This window comes from Streptomyces pluripotens (assembly GCF_000802245.2).
GTDB lineage: Bacteria > Actinomycetota > Actinomycetes > Streptomycetales > Streptomycetaceae > Streptomyces > Streptomyces pluripotens.
Map to the genome: position 1 here is coordinate 1,914,413 of NZ_CP021080.1, position 21,152 is coordinate 1,935,564.

General features: G+C 69.4%; 19 protein-coding genes. 8 read left to right on the top strand and 11 right to left on the bottom strand.

Annotated elements, in window-relative coordinates:
* Positions 1 to 11 precede the first annotated feature (11 nt).
* The 3 genes from LK06_RS08480 to LK06_RS08490 all read left to right on the top strand — a co-directional run bounded on the left by LK06_RS08480 (position 12) and on the right by LK06_RS08490 (position 3,069).
* Positions 12 to 1,049 (top strand): N-acetylmuramoyl-L-alanine amidase, encoded by a 1,038-nt coding sequence (locus LK06_RS08480; RefSeq protein WP_078858818.1) that lies wholly within the window; start codon positions 12 to 14, stop codon positions 1,047 to 1,049.
* A gap of 81 nt (positions 1,050 to 1,130) precedes the next feature.
* Positions 1,131 to 1,952 carry a DUF5336 domain-containing protein gene (locus LK06_RS08485; protein ID WP_174673832.1) on the top strand — a complete coding sequence of 274 codons (822 nt, stop codon included), beginning with the start codon at positions 1,131 to 1,133 and terminating at the stop codon, positions 1,950 to 1,952.
* 106 nt (positions 1,953 to 2,058) lie between these two features.
* The gene (locus LK06_RS08490) at positions 2,059 to 3,069 is read left to right on the top strand and encodes an LLM class F420-dependent oxidoreductase (RefSeq protein ID WP_039654448.1); all 1,011 of its coding nucleotides are present in this window, start codon (positions 2,059 to 2,061) and stop codon (positions 3,067 to 3,069) included.
* Between the two features lie 69 nt (positions 3,070 to 3,138).
* On the opposite strand, the gene LK06_RS08495 is transcribed toward LK06_RS08490, so the two are convergent.
* Genes LK06_RS08495 through LK06_RS08505 form a run of 3 tightly spaced genes read right to left on the bottom strand, consistent with a single transcriptional unit; the run spans position 3,139 to position 6,349 of the window.
* Positions 3,139 to 4,209 carry a prenyltransferase/squalene oxidase repeat-containing protein gene (locus tag LK06_RS08495; RefSeq protein WP_039654449.1) on the bottom strand — a complete coding sequence of 357 codons (1,071 nt, stop codon included), beginning with the start codon at positions 4,207 to 4,209 and terminating at the stop codon, positions 3,139 to 3,141.
* A complete protein-coding gene (locus LK06_RS08500) occupies positions 4,206 to 4,973 on the bottom strand; it encodes a class I SAM-dependent methyltransferase (protein WP_039654450.1) in 768 nt (255 codons plus the stop codon). Before LK06_RS08500 ends, LK06_RS08495 begins: the two co-directional genes overlap by 4 nt.
* A complete protein-coding gene (locus tag LK06_RS08505; protein WP_039654451.1) occupies positions 4,967 to 6,349 on the bottom strand; it encodes a glycosyltransferase family 4 protein in 1,383 nt (460 codons plus the stop codon). Before LK06_RS08505 ends, LK06_RS08500 begins: the two co-directional genes overlap by 7 nt.
* A gap of 219 nt (positions 6,350 to 6,568) precedes the next feature.
* Here LK06_RS08505 and LK06_RS08510 point away from each other — a divergent pair, with 219 nt between their 5' ends.
* Positions 6,569 to 7,222, top strand: a complete 654-nt coding sequence (locus LK06_RS08510) for a TetR family transcriptional regulator (protein WP_039654452.1) — start codon at positions 6,569 to 6,571, stop codon at positions 7,220 to 7,222.
* 426 nt (positions 7,223 to 7,648) lie between these two features.
* Here LK06_RS08510 and LK06_RS08515 read toward each other — a convergent pair whose 3' ends face one another.
* Genes LK06_RS08515 through LK06_RS08530 form a run of 4 tightly spaced genes read right to left on the bottom strand, consistent with a single transcriptional unit; the run spans position 7,649 to position 11,919 of the window.
* Entirely contained in the window at positions 7,649 to 8,839 is a 1,191-nt protein-coding gene (locus LK06_RS08515; RefSeq protein ID WP_039654453.1) for an ABC transporter ATP-binding protein, read from the bottom strand.
* Between the two features lie 49 nt (positions 8,840 to 8,888).
* Complete coding sequence (locus LK06_RS08520; RefSeq protein ID WP_039654454.1) at positions 8,889 to 9,722, bottom strand: carbohydrate ABC transporter permease; 834 nt, start codon at positions 9,720 to 9,722, stop codon at positions 8,889 to 8,891.
* Entirely contained in the window at positions 9,722 to 10,615 is an 894-nt protein-coding gene (locus LK06_RS08525) for a carbohydrate ABC transporter permease (protein ID WP_039654537.1), read from the bottom strand. The genes LK06_RS08520 and LK06_RS08525 overlap by 1 nt, the downstream gene beginning before the upstream one ends.
* Positions 10,616 to 10,665: 50 nt before the next feature.
* On the bottom strand, positions 10,666 to 11,919 hold the full coding sequence (locus tag LK06_RS08530) for an ABC transporter substrate-binding protein (RefSeq protein WP_234367379.1): 1,254 nt from the start codon (positions 11,917 to 11,919) through the stop codon (positions 10,666 to 10,668).
* Between the two features lie 363 nt (positions 11,920 to 12,282).
* Here LK06_RS08530 and LK06_RS08535 point away from each other — a divergent pair, with 363 nt between their 5' ends.
* The 3 genes from LK06_RS08535 (at position 12,283) to LK06_RS08545 (ending at position 14,091) form a co-directional block, all read left to right on the top strand.
* Positions 12,283 to 13,416 (top strand): MFS transporter, encoded by a 1,134-nt coding sequence (locus tag LK06_RS08535; protein WP_039654539.1) that lies wholly within the window; start codon positions 12,283 to 12,285, stop codon positions 13,414 to 13,416.
* Positions 13,417 to 13,562: 146 nt separating this feature from the next.
* Positions 13,563 to 13,880 carry a DUF6400 family protein gene (locus LK06_RS08540; RefSeq protein WP_039654455.1) on the top strand — a complete coding sequence of 106 codons (318 nt, stop codon included), beginning with the start codon at positions 13,563 to 13,565 and terminating at the stop codon, positions 13,878 to 13,880.
* A complete protein-coding gene (locus LK06_RS08545; RefSeq protein ID WP_039654540.1) occupies positions 13,867 to 14,091 on the top strand; it encodes a hypothetical protein in 225 nt (74 codons plus the stop codon). Before LK06_RS08540 ends, LK06_RS08545 begins: the two co-directional genes overlap by 14 nt.
* Positions 14,092 to 14,289: 198 nt before the next feature.
* Here the strand turns inward: LK06_RS08545 and LK06_RS08550 are convergent, their stop codons facing one another.
* From LK06_RS08550 to LK06_RS08560, 3 genes are all read right to left on the bottom strand, one after another.
* Complete coding sequence (locus tag LK06_RS08550; RefSeq protein WP_039654456.1) at positions 14,290 to 14,799, bottom strand: hypothetical protein; 510 nt, start codon at positions 14,797 to 14,799, stop codon at positions 14,290 to 14,292.
* A gap of 220 nt (positions 14,800 to 15,019) precedes the next feature.
* Positions 15,020 to 15,253, bottom strand: coding sequence for a ferredoxin (locus LK06_RS08555; RefSeq protein WP_039654457.1), 234 nt, complete (start codon positions 15,251 to 15,253; stop codon positions 15,020 to 15,022).
* A gap of 2 nt (positions 15,254 to 15,255) precedes the next feature.
* On the bottom strand, positions 15,256 to 16,707 hold the full coding sequence (locus tag LK06_RS08560) for an aldehyde dehydrogenase (RefSeq protein ID WP_039654458.1): 1,452 nt from the start codon (positions 16,705 to 16,707) through the stop codon (positions 15,256 to 15,258).
* Positions 16,708 to 16,823: 116 nt separating this feature from the next.
* On the opposite strand from LK06_RS08560, the gene LK06_RS08565 reads away from it, so the two are divergent.
* Positions 16,824 to 17,846 carry a Strvi_7410 family MBL fold metallo-hydrolase gene (locus tag LK06_RS08565; protein WP_039654459.1) on the top strand — a complete coding sequence of 341 codons (1,023 nt, stop codon included), beginning with the start codon at positions 16,824 to 16,826 and terminating at the stop codon, positions 17,844 to 17,846.
* 111 nt (positions 17,847 to 17,957) lie between these two features.
* Here LK06_RS08565 and fxsT read toward each other — a convergent pair whose 3' ends face one another.
* Positions 17,958 to 20,270 carry an FxSxx-COOH system tetratricopeptide repeat protein gene (fxsT, locus tag LK06_RS08570; protein ID WP_159025286.1) on the bottom strand — a complete coding sequence of 771 codons (2,313 nt, stop codon included), beginning with the start codon at positions 20,268 to 20,270 and terminating at the stop codon, positions 17,958 to 17,960.
* Positions 20,271 to 21,152 lie beyond the last annotated feature (882 nt).

Below are 21,152 nucleotides of genomic sequence, written 5' to 3' on the forward strand. Positions count from 1 at the left end.
AAGGTGGCAGCGTGTCCTACACAGGCCCGGACTTCGATCCCCCGCAGCGTCCCCCGAGTTCTCGGCTTCGCTCGAACAAGGGGTACCCCCGTCGCCCCCGGCGCGGCCCGCTGACCGTAGCACTGGCCGCGCTGGTACCAGGTGCGCTGCTCGGCTGGGTGGTGTACGAGGCGGTGGGCGATGGAGGTTCGGGCGGCTCGGGCCGTACCGCCTCCCCGGCCTCTCCCGCCTCCGCCTCGGCCTCGGCCTCACGCACGGCGGCGGCTCCGTCCTCCCCGTTGGCTCCGTCGGCCCCGTCGCCCCGGCCCACCTCACCCGGTGACGGGGGCAAGCGGCGGACCACGCCGCCGACTGCGGGCACCGGCTCCGGCCCTCTCCGGGGCAAGGTCGTCGTCATCGACCCCGGCCACAACCCGGGCAACTTCCACCACACGGCCGAGATCAACCGCAAGGTGAACATCGGGACGAACTGGAAGGAGTGCGACACCACCGGGACGTCCACCAACGGCGGTTACACAGAGGCCCGTTTCACCCTCGACGTGGCACACCGGCTGCGCACACTGCTGGAAGAGCAGGGGGCCACCGTGAAGTTCACCCACGACGGGAACAGCCCGGCCTGGGGTCCGTGCGTGGACGAACGCGCCCGGATCGGCGACGACGCACACGCCGACGCCGCCGTCTCCATCCACGCCGACGGTTCGGTGGAGGGCAACCGCGGCTTCCACGTCATCCTTCCGGGAGCGGTGCACTCCGGCGCCGCGGACACCCGCCCGATCGTCGATCCCTCCCGTGACCTCGGCGCGCGCATCGCGGGGAACTTCCTGCGCGACACCGGCGAGCCACCGTCCAACTACCTCGGCAAAGGTACCGGTCTCGTCACGCGTACGGACCTGGGTGGTCTCAATCTGTCAACGGTCCCCAAAGTGTTCATCGAGTGCGGCAACATGCGCGATAGCAAGGACGCGACATTGCTCACCAGCGGCGCCTGGCGGCAGAAGGCGGCGCAGGGGATCGCCGACGGAATCGTGGGTTTCCTGCGCGCGTCGTGACCGGCGCACGGAACCGACCGGACATCCGGTTCTGGTGAACGATAGTGTCTACCGACTAAGACGACCTACAAAGGACCTGAAGTGAATATCCGCTCCCTCACTAGAGGCGACGGCGTGGTGATCGGAGCAGCGGTGGTGCTGTTCATCGCGTCATTCCTCGACTTTTACAGCTTCTCCGGCTACAACAGCACCTTCAGCCGGAACGCGTGGGACAACCTGGGGACGGGCCTGGGTACCTACATGGGCGCGGTGATCGGAGCCGTTCTCATCGTCGTCAACCGCTGTCTGCCGCAGCCGCGCAAGGTGGCCGGGCTCGACCTCGGCGCGGTCGGCACCGCGTTCACCGTCCTGGCGGCCTGGACGCTGCTGTGGACCCTGCTCGACCTGAACGGCGTGGACGCCGGCGCCGGCCTCGTCCTCGGCTTCATCGCAGCCCTCGTCCTCGCCGCCGCCGCCGTCGCCACTCCCCTGGTCCCGGCCCTCCAAGCCGCGCTGCTCTCGGCCCCCAAGCCGGCCGTTGCGCACCCCTACGGCGCCCAGCCGCCCGGTGGTTACGGCTACCCGGGTGCCCAGCCGCAGCAGCCGTACGGCGCCCAGCCGCAGCCGGGTCAGCCCCTTGGGCAGCAACCGGCTCCCCAGGGCCCTGCGGCAGCGCAGGGTGTCACCCCCGCCCACGGCGCTCCGGCCCCGCAGCCGGCCGCCGCGGAATTCTCGCCCTTCTGGTTCGCCGTGCCGGTGGCCCGTCCGTTGTTCCCAGAGGACGGTTCGGCGACCCCGATTGCCGAACTGGCACCGGGCACCTGGTACCTGGCCGTCGAGCAGCGCGGCACCGCGCTGCTCGCACAGACCCAGGACGGGCGCCGGGGCGTGCTCCAGGACACCTCCGGCATCCAGCGCGGCTGAGCCCGGCGCACCGCCGCTTTCCGGCCCCCCGCCCTTCCGGGCGGGGGGCCGCTGTCGTACAGTCGCCTCCCGTCAGCGAACTGACGTACTGTCAGGAGGCTCCGGCATGCGACTTGGTCTGGCACTCGGGTACTGGGGGCGCGGTCCGGACCCCGGTCATGTGCCGCTCGCCAGGGAGGCGGAACGGCTCGGGTACCACTCGGTGTGGACGGCGGAGTCCTGGGGCTCGGACGCCTTCACTCCGCTGACCTGGATAGCCGCACAGACGTCAAGGATCAGGCTGGGTACGGCCGTCGCCCAGATGGCCGCCCGCTCACCGGCCGCCACCGCGATGCACGCGCTCACCCTGGACCACCTGTCCGGCGGACGGGTGCTGCTCGGGCTCGGCCTTTCCGGGCCACAGGTGGTCGAGGGCTGGTACGGCCGCCCGTTCCCGAAGTCACCGCTGACCGCGACGCGGGAGTACGTGGACGTCGTACGACAGGTGCTGCGCAGACAGGCGCCGGTGGAAGTGGACGGCCGCTTCCACCCCCTTCCCTACCGGGGGCCGGACGGCACCGGTCTCGGCAGGCCACTCAAACCGATTACCCACCCCCTCCGCCCCGGTCTGCCCGTGCTGCTCGGCGCCGAAGGGCCGCGGAACGTGGCGCAGACGGCCCGGATCGCCGACGGCTGGCTGCCGCTCTACTGGGCACCGAGCCGGCCCGAGGCATACGGGGAGGTGGTTCGGAAACTGCCCGAAGGGTTCCTGGTGGCCCCCATGGCCCGGGTCAAGGTGTGCGACGACGTCACCGAGGGCTTGCTGCCGGTGAAGGCCATGTTGGGCTTCTACATCGGCGGGATGGGGCACGCTGCCCACAACTTCCACGCCGACCTGATGGCCCGCATGGGGTACGAGGAGGAGGCTCGGCGGATCCAAGAGCTGTTCCTGGCGGGGCGGCGGGCGGAGGCCGTACTGGCTGTCCCGGACGCCTTCGCGGATGAGATCTCGCTGGTCGGACCGCGCGAACGGATCGCCGAGCGGCTGGAGTTGTGGCGGGCGGGCCCAGTGACGGACCTGCTGGCCCTGGCACCGGACCCGCACAGCCTCAGGGTACTGGCGGAGTTGAACTCCTGAGCTCGGGAGAACGGGGAGGCGGAGGACGGTTGTTCCGTTCCCTGATCGCGGCGGGGTCGAGCGTCCCGGTCAACGGCAGCAGTCGGGATCCAGACCGGACGGCAGGCGTTCGCCGCCGAAGACGGCGCACGTGGCGTCGTGGCCGCCCAGGGCCGCGACCGCCAGCAGTAGGGAGCCCGCCGTCCAGGCGGTCAGTTCCCGGGGCCAGATCGCGTCGTCCTCGAAGACGTAACCCGTCCAGTACAGACCGCTGTGCGGATCGCGCAGGTGCTGGATGGACTGCAGGATCTCCAACGCACGATCGGACTCGCCCACCGCCCAAAGGGCCAGGGCGAGTTCACTGGATTCGCCGCCGGTCACCCACGGGTTGGGGGCCACGCAGCGCACGCCGAAGCCGGGGACGACGAAACGGCTCCAGTCGGCCTCGATGCGGGCCTTGGCCTCCGTCCCGGTGAGCGCGCCGCCGAGGACCGGGTAGTACCAGTCCATCGAGTAGCGACCCTTGTCGAGGAAGCGTTCCGGATGGCGGCGGATCGCGTGGCGCAGTGCCCCCGCGGCCAACTCCCAGTCCGGCTGGGGCTCCTCCCGCTGCTCGGCGATGGCCAGCGCGCAGCGCAGTGCGTGGTGGATGGAGGAGCTGCCGGTGAGCAGGGCGTCGGTCGAGGGCGTGCCGTCGTCCGCGCGGCGCCAGCCGATCTGCCCGCCGGGCTGCTGCAGCCGCAACACCCACTCGACGGCCCCGTAGACGCACGGCCACATGCGGTCCAGGAACGTGTCGTCACCGGTGGCGAGGTAGTGGTGCCAGACGCCTACGGCTATGTAGGCGACGAAGTTGGACTCGCGGGCCCGGTCGGTGACGTCGTCGTGGGCACCGTCGGCGTAGGCCGCGTACCAGGAGCCGTCCGCGTTCTGGTGCCGGGCGAGCCAGGCGTACGCCCGCCCGGCGGCCTCGTGTTCACCGGCCGCGTCCAGCGCCATGGCCGCCTCGGTGTGGTCCCAGGGGTCGAGGTGGTGACCACGGAACCAGGGGATCGCGCCGTCCTCCCGCTGCACGGCGAGGATGCCGCGAACGGTCGCGGCAGCCTGCTCGGAGGTGAGGACCCCGGGTAGGACCAGGTGTTCCGTCCGGGGGGTGGTCACTTGGCGGCCGCCTCGGGGGTCTCGGAGGCGGCGCCACCGGAGACCGGAGGAAGATGCGGCTTTGTCGCGTACACCACGAAGCTCTTGCCGATCAGCGGGTTCAGCGCCTGTTCGGCGACGCGCGTGGCGAGCGGCTTCTTCATGATGTCCCAGACCAGCAGCTTGTGGTACGCCCGCACCGGCAGCGCCCTGTCGTTGTCCACGCCGAAGGCGCACTTCAGCCACCAGTACGGCGAGTGCAGGGCATGGGCGTGGTGGCTGCCGTACGGCCTCAGCCCCGCCTCGCGGACCCTGTTGACCAGTTCGTCGGCCTTGTAGATGCGGATGTGGCCGCCCTCGACCTCGTGGTAGGCGTCGGACAGCGTCCAGCAGACCTTCTCGGGCCCGTAACGCGGCACGGTGATCGCGATGCGCCCACCGGGCCTGAGTACCCGGACCATCTCGGCCAGGACACCCTTGTCGTCGGGAATGTGCTCCATCACCTCGGAGATGATGACGACGTCGAACGACTCGTCCGGGAACGGCAGTGCGAGGGCATCGCCCTCCATGGCGGTGGCGGTGGCCCCGGCGGGTGCCTCCCCGGCCTCTTTCATCGCCGCGAACCACTTGGCGACCTCGCGGATCTCCTCGCCGTTCTGGTCGAGGGCCACCACCTGTGCGCCGCGCCGGTAGCACTCGAAGGCGTGCCGTCCGGCACCGCAGCCGAGGTCCAGGACACGATCGCCGGGGGCGAGCGGGAACCGGGAGAAGTCGACGGTCAGCACGTGGCCCTGCTTTCGGTGTAGACGCCTGTTGCGGCCGCGGCGCGGCCCGGGTTCTGCGGCCTGGGGCGCAGGCCGCCGGAGCGGGCGATGGCCTCGCGGTAGCGGGCCACGGTGCCCTCGGCGGCCCGCGCCCAGGTGAAGCGGTCGAGTACCCGCTCCCGGCCCGCCGCGCCCAGTCGGGCCCGCAACGCACGGTCGCCGAGCAGCCGACCGAGCCCGGTGGCCAAGGCGCCCGCGTCCCCGGGCGGCACGGCCAGGCAGGTCTCGCCGTCGCGGCCCGCGACCTCGGGGATCGCACCGCCGGTGGTGGCGAGCAGCGGGGTACCGGTGGCCATGGCCTCGGCAGCGGGCAGCGAGAAGCCCTCGTACAGGGAGGGCACGCAGGCGATTTCAGCCGAGCGGATGAGGTCGACTAGTTCGGCGTCGGAGATGCCCTTGACGAACTCGACGGAGCCTTCGAGGCCATAACGCTCGATCGCCTGGGCGACCGGACCCTCCTGCGGGCGTTTGCCGACCACGACGAGGTGTGCGGCCGGATGTTCCGTGCGCACCTTGGCGAGCGCCTCCACCAGGAACACCAGGCCCTTGAGGGGCACATCGGCGCTGGAGGTGGTGACGATCCGGCCGGGAACCTCGGGGACCGCCGGATTCGGCGCGAACAGATCGGTGTCGGCACCGATGTGGACGACCCCGATCCGGTCGCCGCGGACGCCGAGGTGGTCCACGATCTCCTGCCGGGAGGTGCCGGAGACGGTGAGCACCGAGGGCAGACGGCGGGCGACGCGCTTCTGCATCCGGGTGAAGGCGTACCAACGGCGCACCGAGTAGCGGCGCTGCCAGCCCTCTGCCGCGTCCAGCTCCAACTGCCGGTCGACGGTGATGGGGTGGTGGATGGTGGTGACCAGGGGGGCGCCGATGTCGCCCAACAGCCCGTACCCGAGGGTCTGGTTGTCGTGTACGACGTCGAACTCGCCGCGGCGGGCGCGCAGGAGGCGGCGGGCCCGCAGCGAGAAGGTCAGCGGCTCGGGGAAGCCGCCGGTCCACATCGTCGCCACTTCCAAGCCGTCGATCCAGTCCCGGTACTCGTGCCGCCCCGGGGTGCGGAAGGGGTCGGGCTGGCGGTAGAGGTCGAGGCTGGAGAGCTCGGTGAGGGTGAGTCCGGGGCACCCCTCGTCGAGCACGGGGTACGGCTGGGAGCCGATGACCTCCACCCGGTGCCCGAGGCGGGCCAGCTCGCGGGAGAGGTGCCGTACGTAGACACCCTGCCCACCGCAGAACGGGTTCCCCTTATAGGTGAGGAGCGCGATGTCGAGCGGTCGCTCGCCGTCGGAAGCGGAGTCCTCCCGGGCACCCGCTTCCCGGGCCTCAGCGGTCACTCTGTGCCCCCTTCTGCCTGCTCTGTCCCGCGAGACTACGACGGGACGGTAATCTAGAACAAGTTTCAGACTTGATCGTTCAGGAGGCTCTGAATCTACCGGCAGGTAGGGGCGCTGTGAGCAGTGGATCAGGTGATTCACGCCACGACACGCACCCCTGCTGCGCCACTTGATCACGTGTCCTACAGACACCCTCACCGATCGTCACGGACGGGACCCATGCCTGCGGAATCCAAGACGGAAGCCACGACGGCCCGGCCGCCCTCGTCACCGCTCACCGAGCGGCAGGAGGCCCGCCGCCGCAGGATCCTGCACGCGAGCGCCCAGCTGGCCAGCCGGGGCGGTTTCGACGCCGTGCAGATGCGCGAGGTCGCCGAGTCCTCTCAGGTGGCGCTCGGCACCCTGTATCGCTACTTCCCCTCCAAGGTGCACCTGCTGGTCGCCACCATGCAGGACCAGTTGGAGCAGATGCACGGCACGCTGCGCAAGAAACCTCCGGCGGGTGACACGGCCGCCGAGCGGGTCGCCGAGACCCTGATGCGAGCCTTCCGGGCACTGCAGCGCGAGCCGCACCTGGCCGACGCGATGGTCCGCGCCCTGACCTTCGCCGACCGCAGCGTGAGTCCGGAGGTGGACCAGGTCTCACGCCAGACGACGGCCATCATCCTGGATGCGATGGGCCTGGACGCCTCGGGCCCGCAGCGCCCGACCCCCGAGCAACTCTCTGCGGTACGGGTGATCGAGCACACCTGGCATTCGGCGCTCATCACCTGGCTCTCGGGACGCGCCTCGATCGCCCAGGTGAAGATAGACATCGAGACGGTGTGCCGGCTGATCGACCTGACGGAGACGGAGGCGGGTGCGCCCGAGTGACCACCGCCGGCGCACGAAGAGACCTACGAGACGGGTTCCCTGCGCCGGCATGATCCGGATCAGGTATTGGGGGTCGCCGTCTGGCCTGCGCCTTCCGGCCTCTCAGCCCTACCGTCGCTGTCGGCCCGGGCGGATGCTTGCGCGTCTCGCCTGAGTCGGCTACTCCGGTCGAACTCCCTCACTCGCCTCGTAGGCTGTTTTCAGGATAAGACATACAGCCACGACAGAACCCACCATTTCAGACCATTTACCAACTTTCATGGTATTGACGGGAAGACTTCTGGCTTCGGTGGGTCCAGCGCCATGAGGAGAGGAGTCCGCCCGGTCCGGGACCGGCAGGCGCGACGACCCGGTGGCCCCCCAGCCCGCCGCCGGTGGACGGGGCACGATCGCCGCCGTCGTGGACGGACGCGGTCGCCGCCGGGCTCACGCCGCGTCGTTCCCGTGGCGGGTGAGGTTGGTGCCGCTCCCCGGATCGAAGACGTGCAGGGTGGAGATGTCGACGTAGAGCTCCGCCCGCCTGCCCTCGCGGACGCGGGTCGCAGTACTCAGACGGGTGACGATCTGATGGCCGTCGCCGCCCGCCTCGGTGACACCGGAGTCCGCGGCCAGCTCCGTCAGTTCCTTCGAAACCGCCGGTTCCCAGCCTTCCTCGGTGAAGTGCGCGTAGACATCCGACCCCAGCGACTCGACCACGTCCACGATGGCCGTGAAGCGGACGCCCTCCCGGTGGGGGTCCACCAGAGAGGCGTCCTCGAACGCCTCGGGACGCAGGCCCACGATGAGGTCGCGGGGTGCCTTCTGCTCCTGGAGGCGTCGGATCACCTCCGCCGTCAGCGGCACTTCACCGAGGGCCGTGCGCAGCACATTCTCCTCCAGCGTGGCGTGCAGGAAGTTCATGGCGGGCGAGCCGATGAAGCCCGCGACGAAGAGGTTGCGCGGCTCGTCGTACAGGTGCTGCGGTGTGCCCACCTGCTGGACGACACCGCCGCGCATGACGACCACGCGGTCGCCGAGCGTCATGGCCTCCGTCTGGTCGTGGGTCACGTACACGGTGGTGGTGCCCAGCCGCTGCTGGAGGCGCGAGATCTGGGTACGCATCTGCACCCGCAGCTTGGCGTCGAGGTTGGACAACGGCTCGTCCATCAAGAACGCCTTGGGACTGCGGACGATCGCGCGCCCCATGGCCACGCGCTGGCGCTGCCCGCCGGACAGGTTGGCCGGCCTGCGGTCGAGGTGCTCGGTCAGGTCGAGGATGCGCGCGGCCTCCTCGACCTTCCGGGCGATGGTCGCCTTGTCCACCTTGGCCAAGCGCAGGGCGAAGCCCATGTTCTCGCGCACGCTCATGTGCGGGTACAAGGCGTAGCTCTGGAAGACCATCGCGATGTCCCGGTCCTTGGGTGCCTTGTCGTTGACGACCTCGCCGCCGATGCGGAGGGTGCCGTCGGTGATGTCCTCCAGGCCCGCGATCATGTTGAGGGTGGTGGACTTCCCACACCCGGAGGGGCCCACCAAGATGACGAACTCGCCGTCCGCCACGGTCAGGTTGACGTTCTGTACGGCCAGGGCGCCGTCGGGGTACCGCTTCGTGACGCCCTCAAGAACGATCTCGGCCACAGTGGGTGCTCCTTGGAACGGGGTGCCGGAGGCGGTGGTGAGTCGCCGGTCAGCCCTTGACGGCTCCGGAGGTCAGTCCGGCGACGATGCGGCGCTGGAACAGCAGGACGAAGACGATGATCGGCACGGTGATCACCACCGCGGCCGCAGCGATCGACCCGGTCGGCTGCTGGAACTGGCTGCTGCCGGTGAAGAACGCGATCGCCGCCGGCACCGTGCGCGCCGCCTCGGTCGACGTCAGGGAGATGGCGAAGAGGAAGTCGTTCCAGCAGAAGATGAAGACCAGGATCGCGGTGGTGAACACGCCGGGTGCCGCCAACGGCGCGATCACCAGCCGGAACGCCTGCGCGGGCGTCGCCCCGTCCACCTTGGCGGCCTTCTCCAGGTCCCAGGGGATCTCCCGGAAGAACGCCGACAGCGTGTAGATCGCGAGCGGTAGGGAGAACGTCATGTACGGCAGGATCAGACCGGGCCAGGTGTCGAAGAGGCCGAGCGCCCGCTCGATGTCGAACAGCGGCGAGACCAGTGAGATCGGCGGGAACATCGCGATGAGCAGTGACACCCCGATCAGCAGCCGCTTGCCGGGGAAACGCAGCCGGGCCACGGCGTAGGCGGCCATCGTGCCGAGGACGACCGCGATCAGCGTCGCGATCAGCGCGATGCCGATCGAGTTGACCAGTGCCCGGGTGAACTCGGAGGTCTGGAAGATGCCCCGGTAGTTCTCCCAGGTCCACTTGGTCGGGATGAAGTTGCCGTCGGTCAGCGTCGAGGGGTCCTTGAACGACAGCGCCGCGATCCACCACACCGGGAACAGCGCGTACGCCACGACCAGGATGTTGACCACGGTCCACCCGGTGAGATGCCGCTTCCCCGCGCCCGCCATCAGCGTCCCGCCTCCTGTGAACCGGGGGCGGCCGCCCCGAAGAGTTTGACGAAGGTGAAGGCGATCAGCGCGACACAGACGAAGATGAGCACGGAGATCGCGGATCCGATGCCGAGGTTGAGCGCGGTGAACAGGTTGTCGTAGCCGAGGATCGACACCGAACCGGTGCCGTGCGCACCCGCCGTCAGGATGAAGATGCTGTCGAAGACCCGGAACGCGTCCAGCGTGCGGAAGAGCAGTGCCACCAGGATCGCGGGCTTCATCAGTGGCAGGGTGACCCGTACGAACCGCTGCCAGGGGCCGGCTCCGTCGACCATCGCGGCCCGCAGCGTCTCCTCGGGGACCAGGGCAAGCCCGGCAAGCAGCAGCAGGGCCATGAACGGGGTGGTCTTCCACACCTCGGCCAGGATGATCAGACCGAGAGCGGACCACTGCTCGGTCAGTGGCGCGTCCCCGGCCGGGAGGAGCGCGGCGAGGTAGCCGGTGCCCGGTGTCCAGGCGTACTGCCAGGAGAACGCGGCGACGACCGTGACGATGCCGTAGGGAACGAGGATTGCGGTGCGCACCGTGCCGCGGCCGAAGACCGTGCGGTGCATGACCAGGGCAAGCGCCATGCCCAGCACCAACTCGACGGCGACCGACACCACGGTGAGGAACAGGGTCACCCAGAACGCCTGCCACCAGAACGGGGAGGAGAGCACCGAACCGTAGTTGCTCAGCCCCACGAACTCGGCTCTGGCGGGGAAGCGGAGGTCGTAACGCTGGAGCGACAGGTAGACCGCGTACCCGACCGGATAGGCCGTCACCGCGAGCATCACGAGCACGGCGGGCGCGCACAGCAGCCAGCCCAGGCGGCGCTCCTGGCGCGCCCCCTGGGACAGCCGGGCCGCCAGGTCCGCACCGGCCGGCCCGTTCCCGCCCCTGTCCGCCGTCGCAGTGTGCCTCACGGGATCAGCCCCTTCGACTCCAGGGCGTCCTGGATCTGGCTCTCCATGGTCCGCACGGAGCCAACGGGTTCGATGGCCGCGGGCGGAGACAACGTGTGGGAGATGACGATGGACACGTTCTGGTACGCGGGCGTCTGCGGCCGGACGCTCGCGTTCTCCAACGCCTGGTAGATGGCGTCGGCGAACGGGTAGTTCTTGACGAAGTCCTTGTCGAAGTAGAGTTCCCGCAGGGTGGGCGGCAGACCGCCCTTGACCGCCGCGGTGATCTGGTTCTCCTTGTCGCGCAGGCACAGGGCCGCTTCGAACGCCAGGTCCGGTTGCCTGGAATAGGCGCCCACGGCCAGGTCGATGCCGCCGATGGTGGGCTTGGCCGGCCGGTCGGCATCCACACGTGGGTACTGCGCCCAGTGGAAGTGCTCGAAGAGCCGCCGGTTGTCGGCTTTCATCGCCGGGTACACGAACGGGTAGTTCAGCTCGAAGGCGGCTCGCCCGGCCTCCATCGCCAGCCGGTTCTGGTCCTCCATCTGGTTGGGCAGGGACGGGTCCGCGGCCGGAGAGGTAGCCAGGTCACGCATGATCGTGGCGGCCCGGACGGCGGGCGGTCCGAGTGAGGGTGCGGTGGCGTCGGCGTTGAGGATGGAGCCGCCGGCACTGGCCACGAGACTGTTGAACCAGACCGTGAGCCCTTCGTACTGGGCGCCCTGGATCTCGACGTAGTGCGGCTTGTGCGCGGCGGCCAGACCCCGCGCCGTCGAGAGCATCTCGGACCAGGTCCGAGGCGGCCGGTCGACCAGATCGGTGCGGTACCACAGCAACTGGGTATTGGTGTTGTACGGGACGGCGAACAGCCGGTTCTTCCAGGTCGCCGTCTGCAGCGGCACCTTCAACGTGCCGGTCACGGCCCGGTCCCGCACCGTACCGGTCCACGGGAGGATCCAGCCCGCCTCGGCGAATTCGGGCGCCCAGGTGACGTCCAACCCCATGATGTCGATCGAGTCGTCCTCGGCGGCCAGCCTGCGCACCAGCTGTTGACGCTGTCCGTCAGCGGTCCGGGGCAGTTTGTTGTAGGCGATCCGGTAGCGCCCACCGGATGCCCGGGTGCAGTTCTGCGCCGCGGCGGCCAGGGCTCCCGAGTCGTCCGGGAAGTTGTACCAGTTCAAGGTCGGCGAACCACCGGTGCCCGCCGCGCCGCAGGCCGTCAGGGACGGCGCCAGCAGCGGCAGGACGAACAGGGAACGCGCCCTCAGCACGACCGTTCTCCATGTGCCCGCACCACGGCCCTCACCTGACATCGCAGCGACCGTAGGACACGTCGGGGGTCTGGGCCCGCAGGCGCGGAAGCTCCTCGCGTCCGGCCACCCGAGTGGCCGACGGTTCACTTCGTGGTCCGCTGCCGCTCCGCCCCCGCCCCGCCAAGGCGACGCGCTCGCCGTGGCACCGGACCGGGTGGCGTGCCGGCCGGGCAGACCGCGGGCACCGGCCGGTTGCGGTTGGCCGCCCCTGCGGTCGTCCCGTGCCTATGGTGGAGTGTGATCAGCAGCGGCACAGAACGCCCCCGGCCAGCCCGGCTGCGGCCGGGGTACAAGTCCGCAGCGGGTGTCTTCGCCGTCGGCATGCTGGGCACCACCCTGCCCACACCGCTGTACGGGTTGTACCGGCAACAACTCGGTTTCTCCGAACTGATCGTGACGGTGGTGTTCGCCGTCTACGCGGTGGGCGTCATCACCGCCCTGCTGGTCGCCGGCGGGTTCTCCGACGTGTTGGGGCGGCGGCCGGTGCTGCTGGCCGCGCTCGCCCTGGCTGCGCTCAGCGCGGTGTGCTTCCTGACCGAGGACGGTCTGCCGCTGCTGTACACGGGCCGTGTGCTGTCCGGCTTCTCGGCTGGCCTACTGAGCGGCACCGGCACCGCGGCCGTCCTCGAACTGGCACCGCCCGGTCGACGCGCCCGGGCCGGACTCGCGGCGACCGCGGCCAACATGGGCGGGCTGGGACTCGGCCCCCTTGTCTCCGGGCTCCTGGCCCAGTACGCGCCCTGGCCGCTCAAGCTGCCGTTCCTCGTCCATCTGGGGCTGCTGGCGGTCGCCATGGCGGTCGTCTGCCTGCTGGCCGAGACGGTGCGGCAACGCAGCCCCAGGCCTCCGCTCCGCCCACAGGGCATGAAGGTCCCCCCGGAGGCACGCCAGGTGTTCACGCCCAGTGCCCTCGCCGCGTTCGCGGGCTTCTCCATGCTGGGGCTGTTCACGGCAGTGGCCCCCGCCTTCCTCTCCCAGACCCTCGGCGAGCACAACCTGGCGGTGGCCGGGGCCGTCGTCTTCTGCGTGTTCTGCGCCTCGACCGGTGGGCAACTGCTCATGGGACGCGTCGGTGCGCACCGGGCCCTTCCGCTGGGCTGCGCGGTGCTCGTCGCAGGACTCCTCCTCATCGGGGCCTCGCTGCTGCTGACGTCCTTTCCGGTACTGCTGGCCGGGGCGGTGACCGGTGGCACCGGGCAGGGGATGGCGTTCCGCGCGGGGCTGACCGAGGTGAGCGCCGCGGCGCCCGCAGCGCACCGGGGCGCGACGATCTCGGCGTTCTTCGTGATCGCCTACGTGGGGATCTCGCTGCCGGTCGTCGGGGTGGGTGCCATGGCGGTGACACTGGGGCTGCGGGACGCGGGCGTGGTGTTCACCTGCTGCGCGGTCCTGCTCGTGACGGCGGTGGGCGTCCATGTGACACGGAACCTGCCGCCTGCGGCCGACACGGCATGAGCCGGCGGAAAGAGCCGAATGCCCACCCGGGCCCGCTGCGTGGCCGGGTGCCGGGGCGCCTCGGGACCCGCCAGGACTTTCGGTGCACTGTGACTTCCCCCACCTACCCTTGCCGAGGCAGGGAAGACTTACCTACTTTCAGTGACATGTCCCCCCATCACTCCACCAGCCCTGGCGAACCAAGCGAACCGGACATAGCGCATATGTCCGCGTCGGAGCGGTCCGATGCCGCCGCCCCGGTCGACTTCGTCGTCGACCTGAGCGCGCACGAGATGCTCCGGCGGACGCACGTGGTGGCCGCCCTCGGCGCCGGCTGGGACCCCGTCGCGGCACTGCACGGCGAGGAGGAGGCGTACGACCTGCTGTACTCAGGTCTCAGCGCGGAGCAGCAGCGCATCTACGACGAGCTGGTCTCGGCCGGTGTGCTCCCGGTCCGAGGGCGTGGCGACCGTGCTGCCCCTTGACCCGCAGGCCGACATCGGGCGCCGGGCCTGGGTGGCCTGCCCGAACTGCGACGACCGCCGCGGATGCGCCGTGTGCGAGCAGAAGGGCACGTGCACCGAGCACTGGCGCTACCTGCTCTCCAACACCGGCAGCCTGCTCCACCTGCAGTGCCCGTCCTGCACCCACGTCTGGACGCACGAGACCCACTTCGGCGCCACCCGCTCCCAGTGAGCGGGCCCGAGCGGATGCCGGGCGCGGGTGGCGGATCCTGGTGGGGCGGCACGGGATAGAGGCCGGAGGCGCACTTCCCCGAACCTCCGGGGCGGGTTCCGCCCCTGCTTGACGCGCCGCGCGGCTGCGCCATTCCGGCCCGCCGGTCCCGCGCCCGGCCGGGCGCGGGACGGAACCGGGCACCGGGCACCGGGAGCGTCAGGACCCGGAGGACCTGCGGAACCGCTTGGCCAGTACGGGGTCGGACTCCCACCACAGCCCGATCCCGCCATGCTCCTCCTCACCGGCCCCGTCGGCCGGGGCGGGCCGGGTGGTCCGGAGCTCGGGATCGCCGTCGTCCCGAACCCGGAACATCAGGCCCGGGACGGCGAAGACCACCACGGCGGTCAGCAGGAAGAGCGCTAGCCCGTAGCCCCTGGGCAATGCGGCGCCGACCATGAACGGCAGCGCGAGGAAGGCCACCATTCCGGTGCCTCGGGCCGTGACCAGGACGTCCCTGCCCTCCGCCACCTCCACGGTCACCGTGTTGGAGCGGGTGCGGTCCCGCCCGGTGACCCGAACCGTGTGGGTGCCGGCCGGCACAGGGAGTCGTACGGTGGTCCCCTGCTTGACCTGGCCGGCCTTCACCCCGTCCACCACGACGCGGAAGGTGCCCGCCCGACGGATCCCTCCCGGCGGCTCCGCGTGCACCACGACGGTCCCGGACAACGGCCCCCCTCATTTTATGATCATGTGCTGAGTCGCGGCCATGATAGGGACGTTCCCCCTCGGTGATCCACCGGGTAGCAGACCTCAGCGCTGACCGTCAGCAGGGAGATCGGGCGCAGGGTGTCTCCCCTCGGGCGCAGTTCAGCGGACTCGCCACCCACGCGCGGGCTCAGTCTGGTGTCCTTGCCGAAGCGTGCGCCGGTGGCTCACCGGGCGGTCCTCAGTCCTCCGGTGGGAAGACCGGCTCGCCTCCGTTCAGCAGTGTGATCACGATCGCCTCCACCGGACAGCTCTCGGCCGCCGCCAGCACCGGTTCGCTCGCGTCGGTGTCCGGCTCGACCGGGTGGGACTGACGGGCGGAGTCGAGGCGGAAGCCGTCCGGCGCGTGGTGGACGCACTGGGCGGAGCCGATGCACACGGAACGGTCGACCTCGACGTGCCAGCGGTCGCCCATCCCTATGCCCCCGCCGGCAGGTGGATCATCTTGTGCTCCAGGTATTCGCCGTAGCCCTCGGGACCGAACTCCCGACCCAGCCCGGAGTTCTTGTAGCCGCCGAACGGGCCGAGCATGTCCAGGCTGAAGGTGTTGACGCAGTAGGTGCCGGTACGGACCCGCCGGGCGATCTCGATCCCGTGCTCGGTGTCCGCGGTCCAGACGCTGCCGGACAGGCCGTAGTCGGAGTCGTCGGCGATCTTCACGGCCTCGGACTCGTCGCCGTACGGCAGAAGGCAGATCACCGGACCGAAGATCTCCTCACGGGCGATCCGCATCGAGTTGTCGACGTCACCGAAGAGGGTCGGCTCGACGTACCAGCCCCGCTCGATGCCCGCTGGACGGCCGCCACCGGCCAGGACCTTGGCGCCCTCTTCCTGGCCGACGCGGATGTAGTCGAGGCTGCGCTGCTGCTGACGGCGGGCGACCAGTGGGCCCACCTGGGTAGCGGGGTCCAGTGGATCGCCGACCTTCAGCGCATTCGCGGCCTGCGCGAAGGCGTCGGCGAACTCGTCGTAGCGGGTGCGCGGGACAAGGATGCGGGTCTGGGCCACGCAGGCCTGTCCGTTGTTCATCCAGGCCGCCGGGACGATCCCGGACACAGCCGTCGCCACGTCAGCGTCCGGGAGCACGAGCGCCGCCGACTTGCCGCCCAACTCCAGCGTCACCCGGGTGAGGTTGCGCGCGGCCACCTCCATCACGCGCCTGCCGGCCGGGGCCGAACCGGTAAAGGAGATCTTGTCGACTCCCCGGTGGCCGACCAGGTACTCGCTGACCTCCCGGTCGGCGGGGAGGATGGAGAGAACCCCCTCCGGCAGGCCGGCCTCGCGGGCGATCTCGCCGAGGAGGTAGGCGTCCAGCGGGGACTCCGGGGACGGTTTCAGTACGGCCGTGCAGCCGGTCAGCAGCGCGGGAGCGAGCTTGGCGGCGGCCACGAACTGCGGGACGTTCCAAGGGACGACGGCCGCGACCACACCGACGGGTTCGCGGCGCACGAGGAGCGGGCCAAGAACACCGTCGCGGCGCTCCTCGCAGGTGAAGTCCCGCGCCACCCTGATCGCCGCGTCCCACACCATCATCGCGCCGAGCGCCTGGGCGAGGACGCTCCAGGAGTACGGGGAGCCGTTCTCGGCGGAGATCACCCGGGCGATCTCCTCGTGCCGGGCGGCGATGCCGTCCTTGATGCGGGTGACGATCTCGATCCGCTCCTCCAGCGAGGTGCGCGGCCAGGGACCCTCGTCGAAGGCGCGGCGCGCGACGGCCACCGCCCGGTCGACGTCCTCCCGGGAGGCGTGCGGCACCCGTCCGATGACCTCCTCGGTGTGCGGGGAGACCACCTCGATGACGTCCTTGCCTCGGGGTTCGATCAACTCCCCGCCAATGAACAGGTGTTCGTGTTCCACGAGCTCGGTCATCGCCGACTGCCTCCCGCCGCACCGCATCCACTGTTTCTGACGACGTCTCAGAACTGATACCAGTTCTAGTTATAGTGGGCAATGGTCGGGACGGCGGGGCGGAGGGACGAGGCCAGATGACGACGTTCGATCACGGCGGGGGCGTACGGTCCGTGCAAGTACCCATCCCGGACAACCCCCTCGGACACACGCTGGTGTACGCGGTGGACACCGATCGCGGGCCGGTGCTGGTCGACACCGGGTGGGACGATCCCGCCTCCTGGGACGCGCTCGTGGCAGGCCTGGTGGCACTCGGCACGTCGGTGCGGGAGGTGTACGGGGTCGTCGTCACCCACTACCACCCGGACCATCACGGGCTGTCCGGGCGGGTGCGCGAGGCCTCCGGCTCCTGGATCGCCCTGCACGCGGCCGACGCCGCGATCGTGCGGCGGGCGCGGGAGACGCGGCCGGAGCGGTGGTTCTCATACATGGCCGCCAGGCTGACGGCCGCCGGGGCGCCGGAGGAACACGTGGCACCGCTGCGCTCCGCCCGCGGTCGCGGCGCGCCCGGCCTCTCCCCCGCCCTCCCCGACCGGGAGATCGATCCCGGCGAGCTGCTCGACCTACCGGGCCGGCGGCTGCGCGCGGTCTGGACGCCGGGCCACACCCCCGGCCACGTCTGCCTGCACCTGGAGGAGGAGCATCCGGCCCGACTCCCGGGCGGCGGACGCCTGTTCTCGGGCGACCACCTGCTGCCCGGGATCTCCCCGCACATCGGGCTGTACGGAGATCCCGACGGCACCACCGCCACCGATCCCCTCGGCGACTACCTCGACTCCCTGGATCGGGTGGGCCGCCTCGCCCCCGCCGAGGTGCTCCCCGCCCACCAGAACACCTTCACCGACGCGCCGTCGCGTGTACGCCAGTTGCTGGCCCACCACGAAGAACGTCTCACCGGCCTGCTGGCCCTGCTCTCCCGGCCGCTCACGCCCTGGCAACTGGCAGAACGGATGACGTGGAACCGCCCCTGGGCCGACATCCCCCACGGTTCCCGGAACATCGCGGTTTCCGAGGCCGAGGCCCATCTGCGGCGGCTGGTGAAGCTGGGGCGGGCGGAACCGGTGGCGGGGAGCGAGCCGGTTGCGTACATCGCCACCTGACGCGGATCACCAAACCGCGTTCACAGCCCCGATTACCGATGCTTTCACTACGCATGGTTCAGCCGACGTCCACCCCACGCGCGGATGCCGCATTCCTGGAATCCTTCCAGTTCATCCGGGCCCCCGATGAAGCCTCTTGGTGCCTTTGCAGGTATTGGCGAAATGGTCACGACGGGCGAGGGTGTCGGGGTGGTCGGCACCAAGAATGCGTTCGCTGTCAGCAAGGGTGGACTCGAACAACGGGATGGCACGCTTCAGATCACCAGCACCCTCGTAGGCGACCGCAAGGTTGTGACGAACGGTAAGGGTTTTTGGGTGGTCTGGACCGAGCACGCGTTCACTGTCGGCGAGAGTGGACTCAAGCAACGGGATGGCGTGCATTAGGTTACATGCGCTCTCGTAGGCGTTCGCGAGGTTGTTGCGACGCATGAGGGTGTCGGGGTGGTCGGCACCAAGAATGCGTTCGCTGTCAGCGAGGGTGGACTCGAACAACGGGATGGCACGCTTCAGATCACCAGCACCCTGGTAGCCGGCCGCAAGATTATTGCGGCAGGTGAGGGTGTCGGGGTGGTCGGGGCCGAACACGCCTTCGGTGTCTGCAAGGTTTGACTCAAACAGCGGGATAGCACGCTTCAGATCACCAGCACCCTCGTAGGCGACCGCAAGATTATTGCGACGGAGCAGATTCACGAGATGATTAGAACCGAATATGCGTTCGCTGTCAGCGAGGGTGGACTCGAACAACGGGATGGCACGCTTCAGATCACCAGCACCCTGGTAGGCGCTCGCAAGATTATTGCGACTGGCTAGGGTATCGGGGTGGTCGGGGCCGAACACGCCTTCGGTGTCTGCAAGGTTTGACTCAAACAAAGCAACGGCACACTTGAAGTCCCCGGCAGCCGTATAAGCGTTCGCGAGGGTATTCCGGCTGTACAGAGTGACATAATGCTTTCGCCCCAGCAGGCGTTCGTAAATTTGGACCGCCCGGATTCCAGCAGCTATGCCCCTAGATACAACTCCCCGCCGGGAGTAGAAATTTGAGACCTCCCTGAGGAGACGAGCAGTAGCGAATGTTTCCGATTGAGGCGGGGTGCAATCGATGTGAGCGGCGACATGAGGCAGCAACGCGTGCCATGTCGGCCAGGTGTCAGGATCATCCGGATCGGTGGGTAACGAGCGCCCTATGGCATGCGCCGCAATTTGTTGTGCTTCTGCGATGTCCCTGGCACGGCGGTATGGATCCATAGGGTCAGGCGTTCGAGCGAAGGCCTGCACGAGCCGGTGCACCGTGATGGTGTCGCCTTGTCGGCCGATCATGCTGTAGGCGGCCAGTTTGCCGATGGCCGTACTCAACGCCAACCGGTCGGCTTTCCTTTCCGCGTAGTGGCACGCGAACCTGTGGAGCCGGGTACGCAGCGCGTTGGCATTGCCCAAGGGCTGAGAACGAAGCCTCGTGACCATCGACCGCAGAGGGGGCGGGTAGGCGAGATCATCGAGAAGGCCGCACGGAATGCCATCGGGGGCGTACCAGGCAAGCACCCGCAAAACCTCCCACGCCAAGGGCATGTCCTTGAGACGGTCGAGAGTGATGCTCCAGATCCGGGCGATCGTACGGTCCGCGTCCCCGCCTTCGGCTGTCCTGGTGAACGTCTCAGCCGGCTTACGGTCGAGCAGGCCCAGATAGTGGCGTGGGGAGATGTCGGTCTCGACGCAGTACGAGGCTGCCTGCTCCACCGCCAAGGGCAGAAAGCCCACTTCCGCGCAGACCTCGGCGGCACCGTCGCTGTCCCGCTGCTTCTCGTGAGTGAGGATGCGGGTGAACAACTCGACCGCTTCGGCTTCTTCCAGGACGTCCAGGGGCACGGTGGAGGACAGCTGATGCCAGCCGGTGGCACGGCGGCTGGTGATGAGGAAGCGTCCACCGTTACCGGCTCGCTCGACGACCGGACGGACATGCTGGGGGTCGATGACGTTGTCCAGCACGATCAGCCAGTTCCGATGGGCAGCGAGCCACAACAGAGCCCACTCCCGCAACTCGTCGGCGCCCATCTGCGTGCTCGCGAGCGCGGGGTGAAGGGCGACCGCGAAATCCGCCAGCCCGGCATCCAGGGCAGCAGGCGACTCGGCGGTGATCCACCACTGCGGGGAACTACCTGATCTTGTGCTGGCCCAGTACGCGGCAAGCGTGGACTTGCCGACGCCTCCCAAGCCGTGAAGCGCCTGCACCACCACTTCCCCCGACGTGGCGAACGCCGCATTCAGCGCGGCAAGCTGGCGATCACGCCCGACGAACCCATGCGGTTGCGGCATGTTGCTCAGACCTGCCGGCGCCTTCACCCTCGGCGCGCTCTTCAGCGCTCCCGCAGGCAGCACCGCGTTGTGCGTGTGGAAAGACGTGGCGCTCTTGACGTCACGGCCCGCCACGATCGAGCCCTTGTCGGCCGACAGGCCCGGTGCCCTACCGCCGCGCCTGGTGCGATTCGGTCTCCGGCGGCCCACTACGAACCCCGCCGAGCCTCGGAATCCCGGACGTCACCGTCTGCCGCGATCGCCCCACTGTCAGCCAAGGGCCCAGCCCCTCCCGGCGGCGCGGACGGCCAACCGGACGGAGCGGCACCCGAACCAGTATCGACAGCCGTCGAACCGCGCACACTCCCACGCGAGGCGATCGACCCACCGCGCGCAACAGGCGAGGGTCCATTCACAGGTTGCTGCCGCAGATGGCTCACCACCGCCAGCACAAACCCGGCCACCGTAAAGAACAGACTCAGCACACTGCTCAGCTGATCTGCCCGATCCAGCCCCAGCAGGGCGAAGAAAACGATCAGAGCGATCAGGCCGACAGCAGCCCCCGCCCAGCGCAATACCCGCCACAACGTCATACAGACATGATTCCGAAATGGCCACGCCCGCATGCCAATTTCAGGCAACTGACGTGCAACAGCACACATGGGTTCGCGCTCTCCGAGGTTCCGAAGCCCGCGTCGCGGAGTGCACTGAGCCGACGCGATGAAAAGGTCTATGAACATGGCTTGACATGGGCCACCAAGCCCCGCTCACAGACCTTCAGGGCGCTGGCAGAAGGCTGTATTCACGTACGGATGATCTACTCCACCTCGACGCCGTAGTCCGTGACGAGTTCGTCTCGCCGTCACCGCCATGACCGTGACCCTGGTCACCGCCCCCGTGTGCTCACGGCCACCCCTCGGGCCGCACGGAGCTGCCGGTACAGTAGCCGGGTCGTCATCACACCCGTACGGGGGAAAGCCGGTGCAATTCCGGCGCTGACCCGCAACCGTGAGCCGT

Coding starts and splice junctions, on each gene's coding strand:
- LK06_RS08490 (WP_039654448.1), top strand. CDS start 2,059: ATGCGACTTGGTCTGGCACTCGGGTACTGGGGGCGCGGTCCGGACCCC.
- LK06_RS08510 (WP_039654452.1), top strand. CDS start 6,569: ATGCCTGCGGAATCCAAGACGGAAGCCACGACGGCCCGGCCGCCCTCG.
- LK06_RS08520 (WP_039654454.1), bottom strand. CDS start 9,722: ATGGCGGGCGCGGGGAAGCGGCATCTCACCGGGTGGACCGTGGTCAAC.
- LK06_RS08535 (WP_039654539.1), top strand. CDS start 12,283: ATGCTGGGCACCACCCTGCCCACACCGCTGTACGGGTTGTACCGGCAA.
- LK06_RS08540 (WP_039654455.1), top strand. CDS start 13,563: ATGTCCCCCCATCACTCCACCAGCCCTGGCGAACCAAGCGAACCGGAC.
- LK06_RS08555 (WP_039654457.1), bottom strand. CDS start 15,253: ATGGGCGACCGCTGGCACGTCGAGGTCGACCGTTCCGTGTGCATCGGC.
- LK06_RS08560 (WP_039654458.1), bottom strand. CDS start 16,707: ATGACCGAGCTCGTGGAACACGAACACCTGTTCATTGGCGGGGAGTTG.
- LK06_RS08565 (WP_039654459.1), top strand. CDS start 16,824: ATGACGACGTTCGATCACGGCGGGGGCGTACGGTCCGTGCAAGTACCC.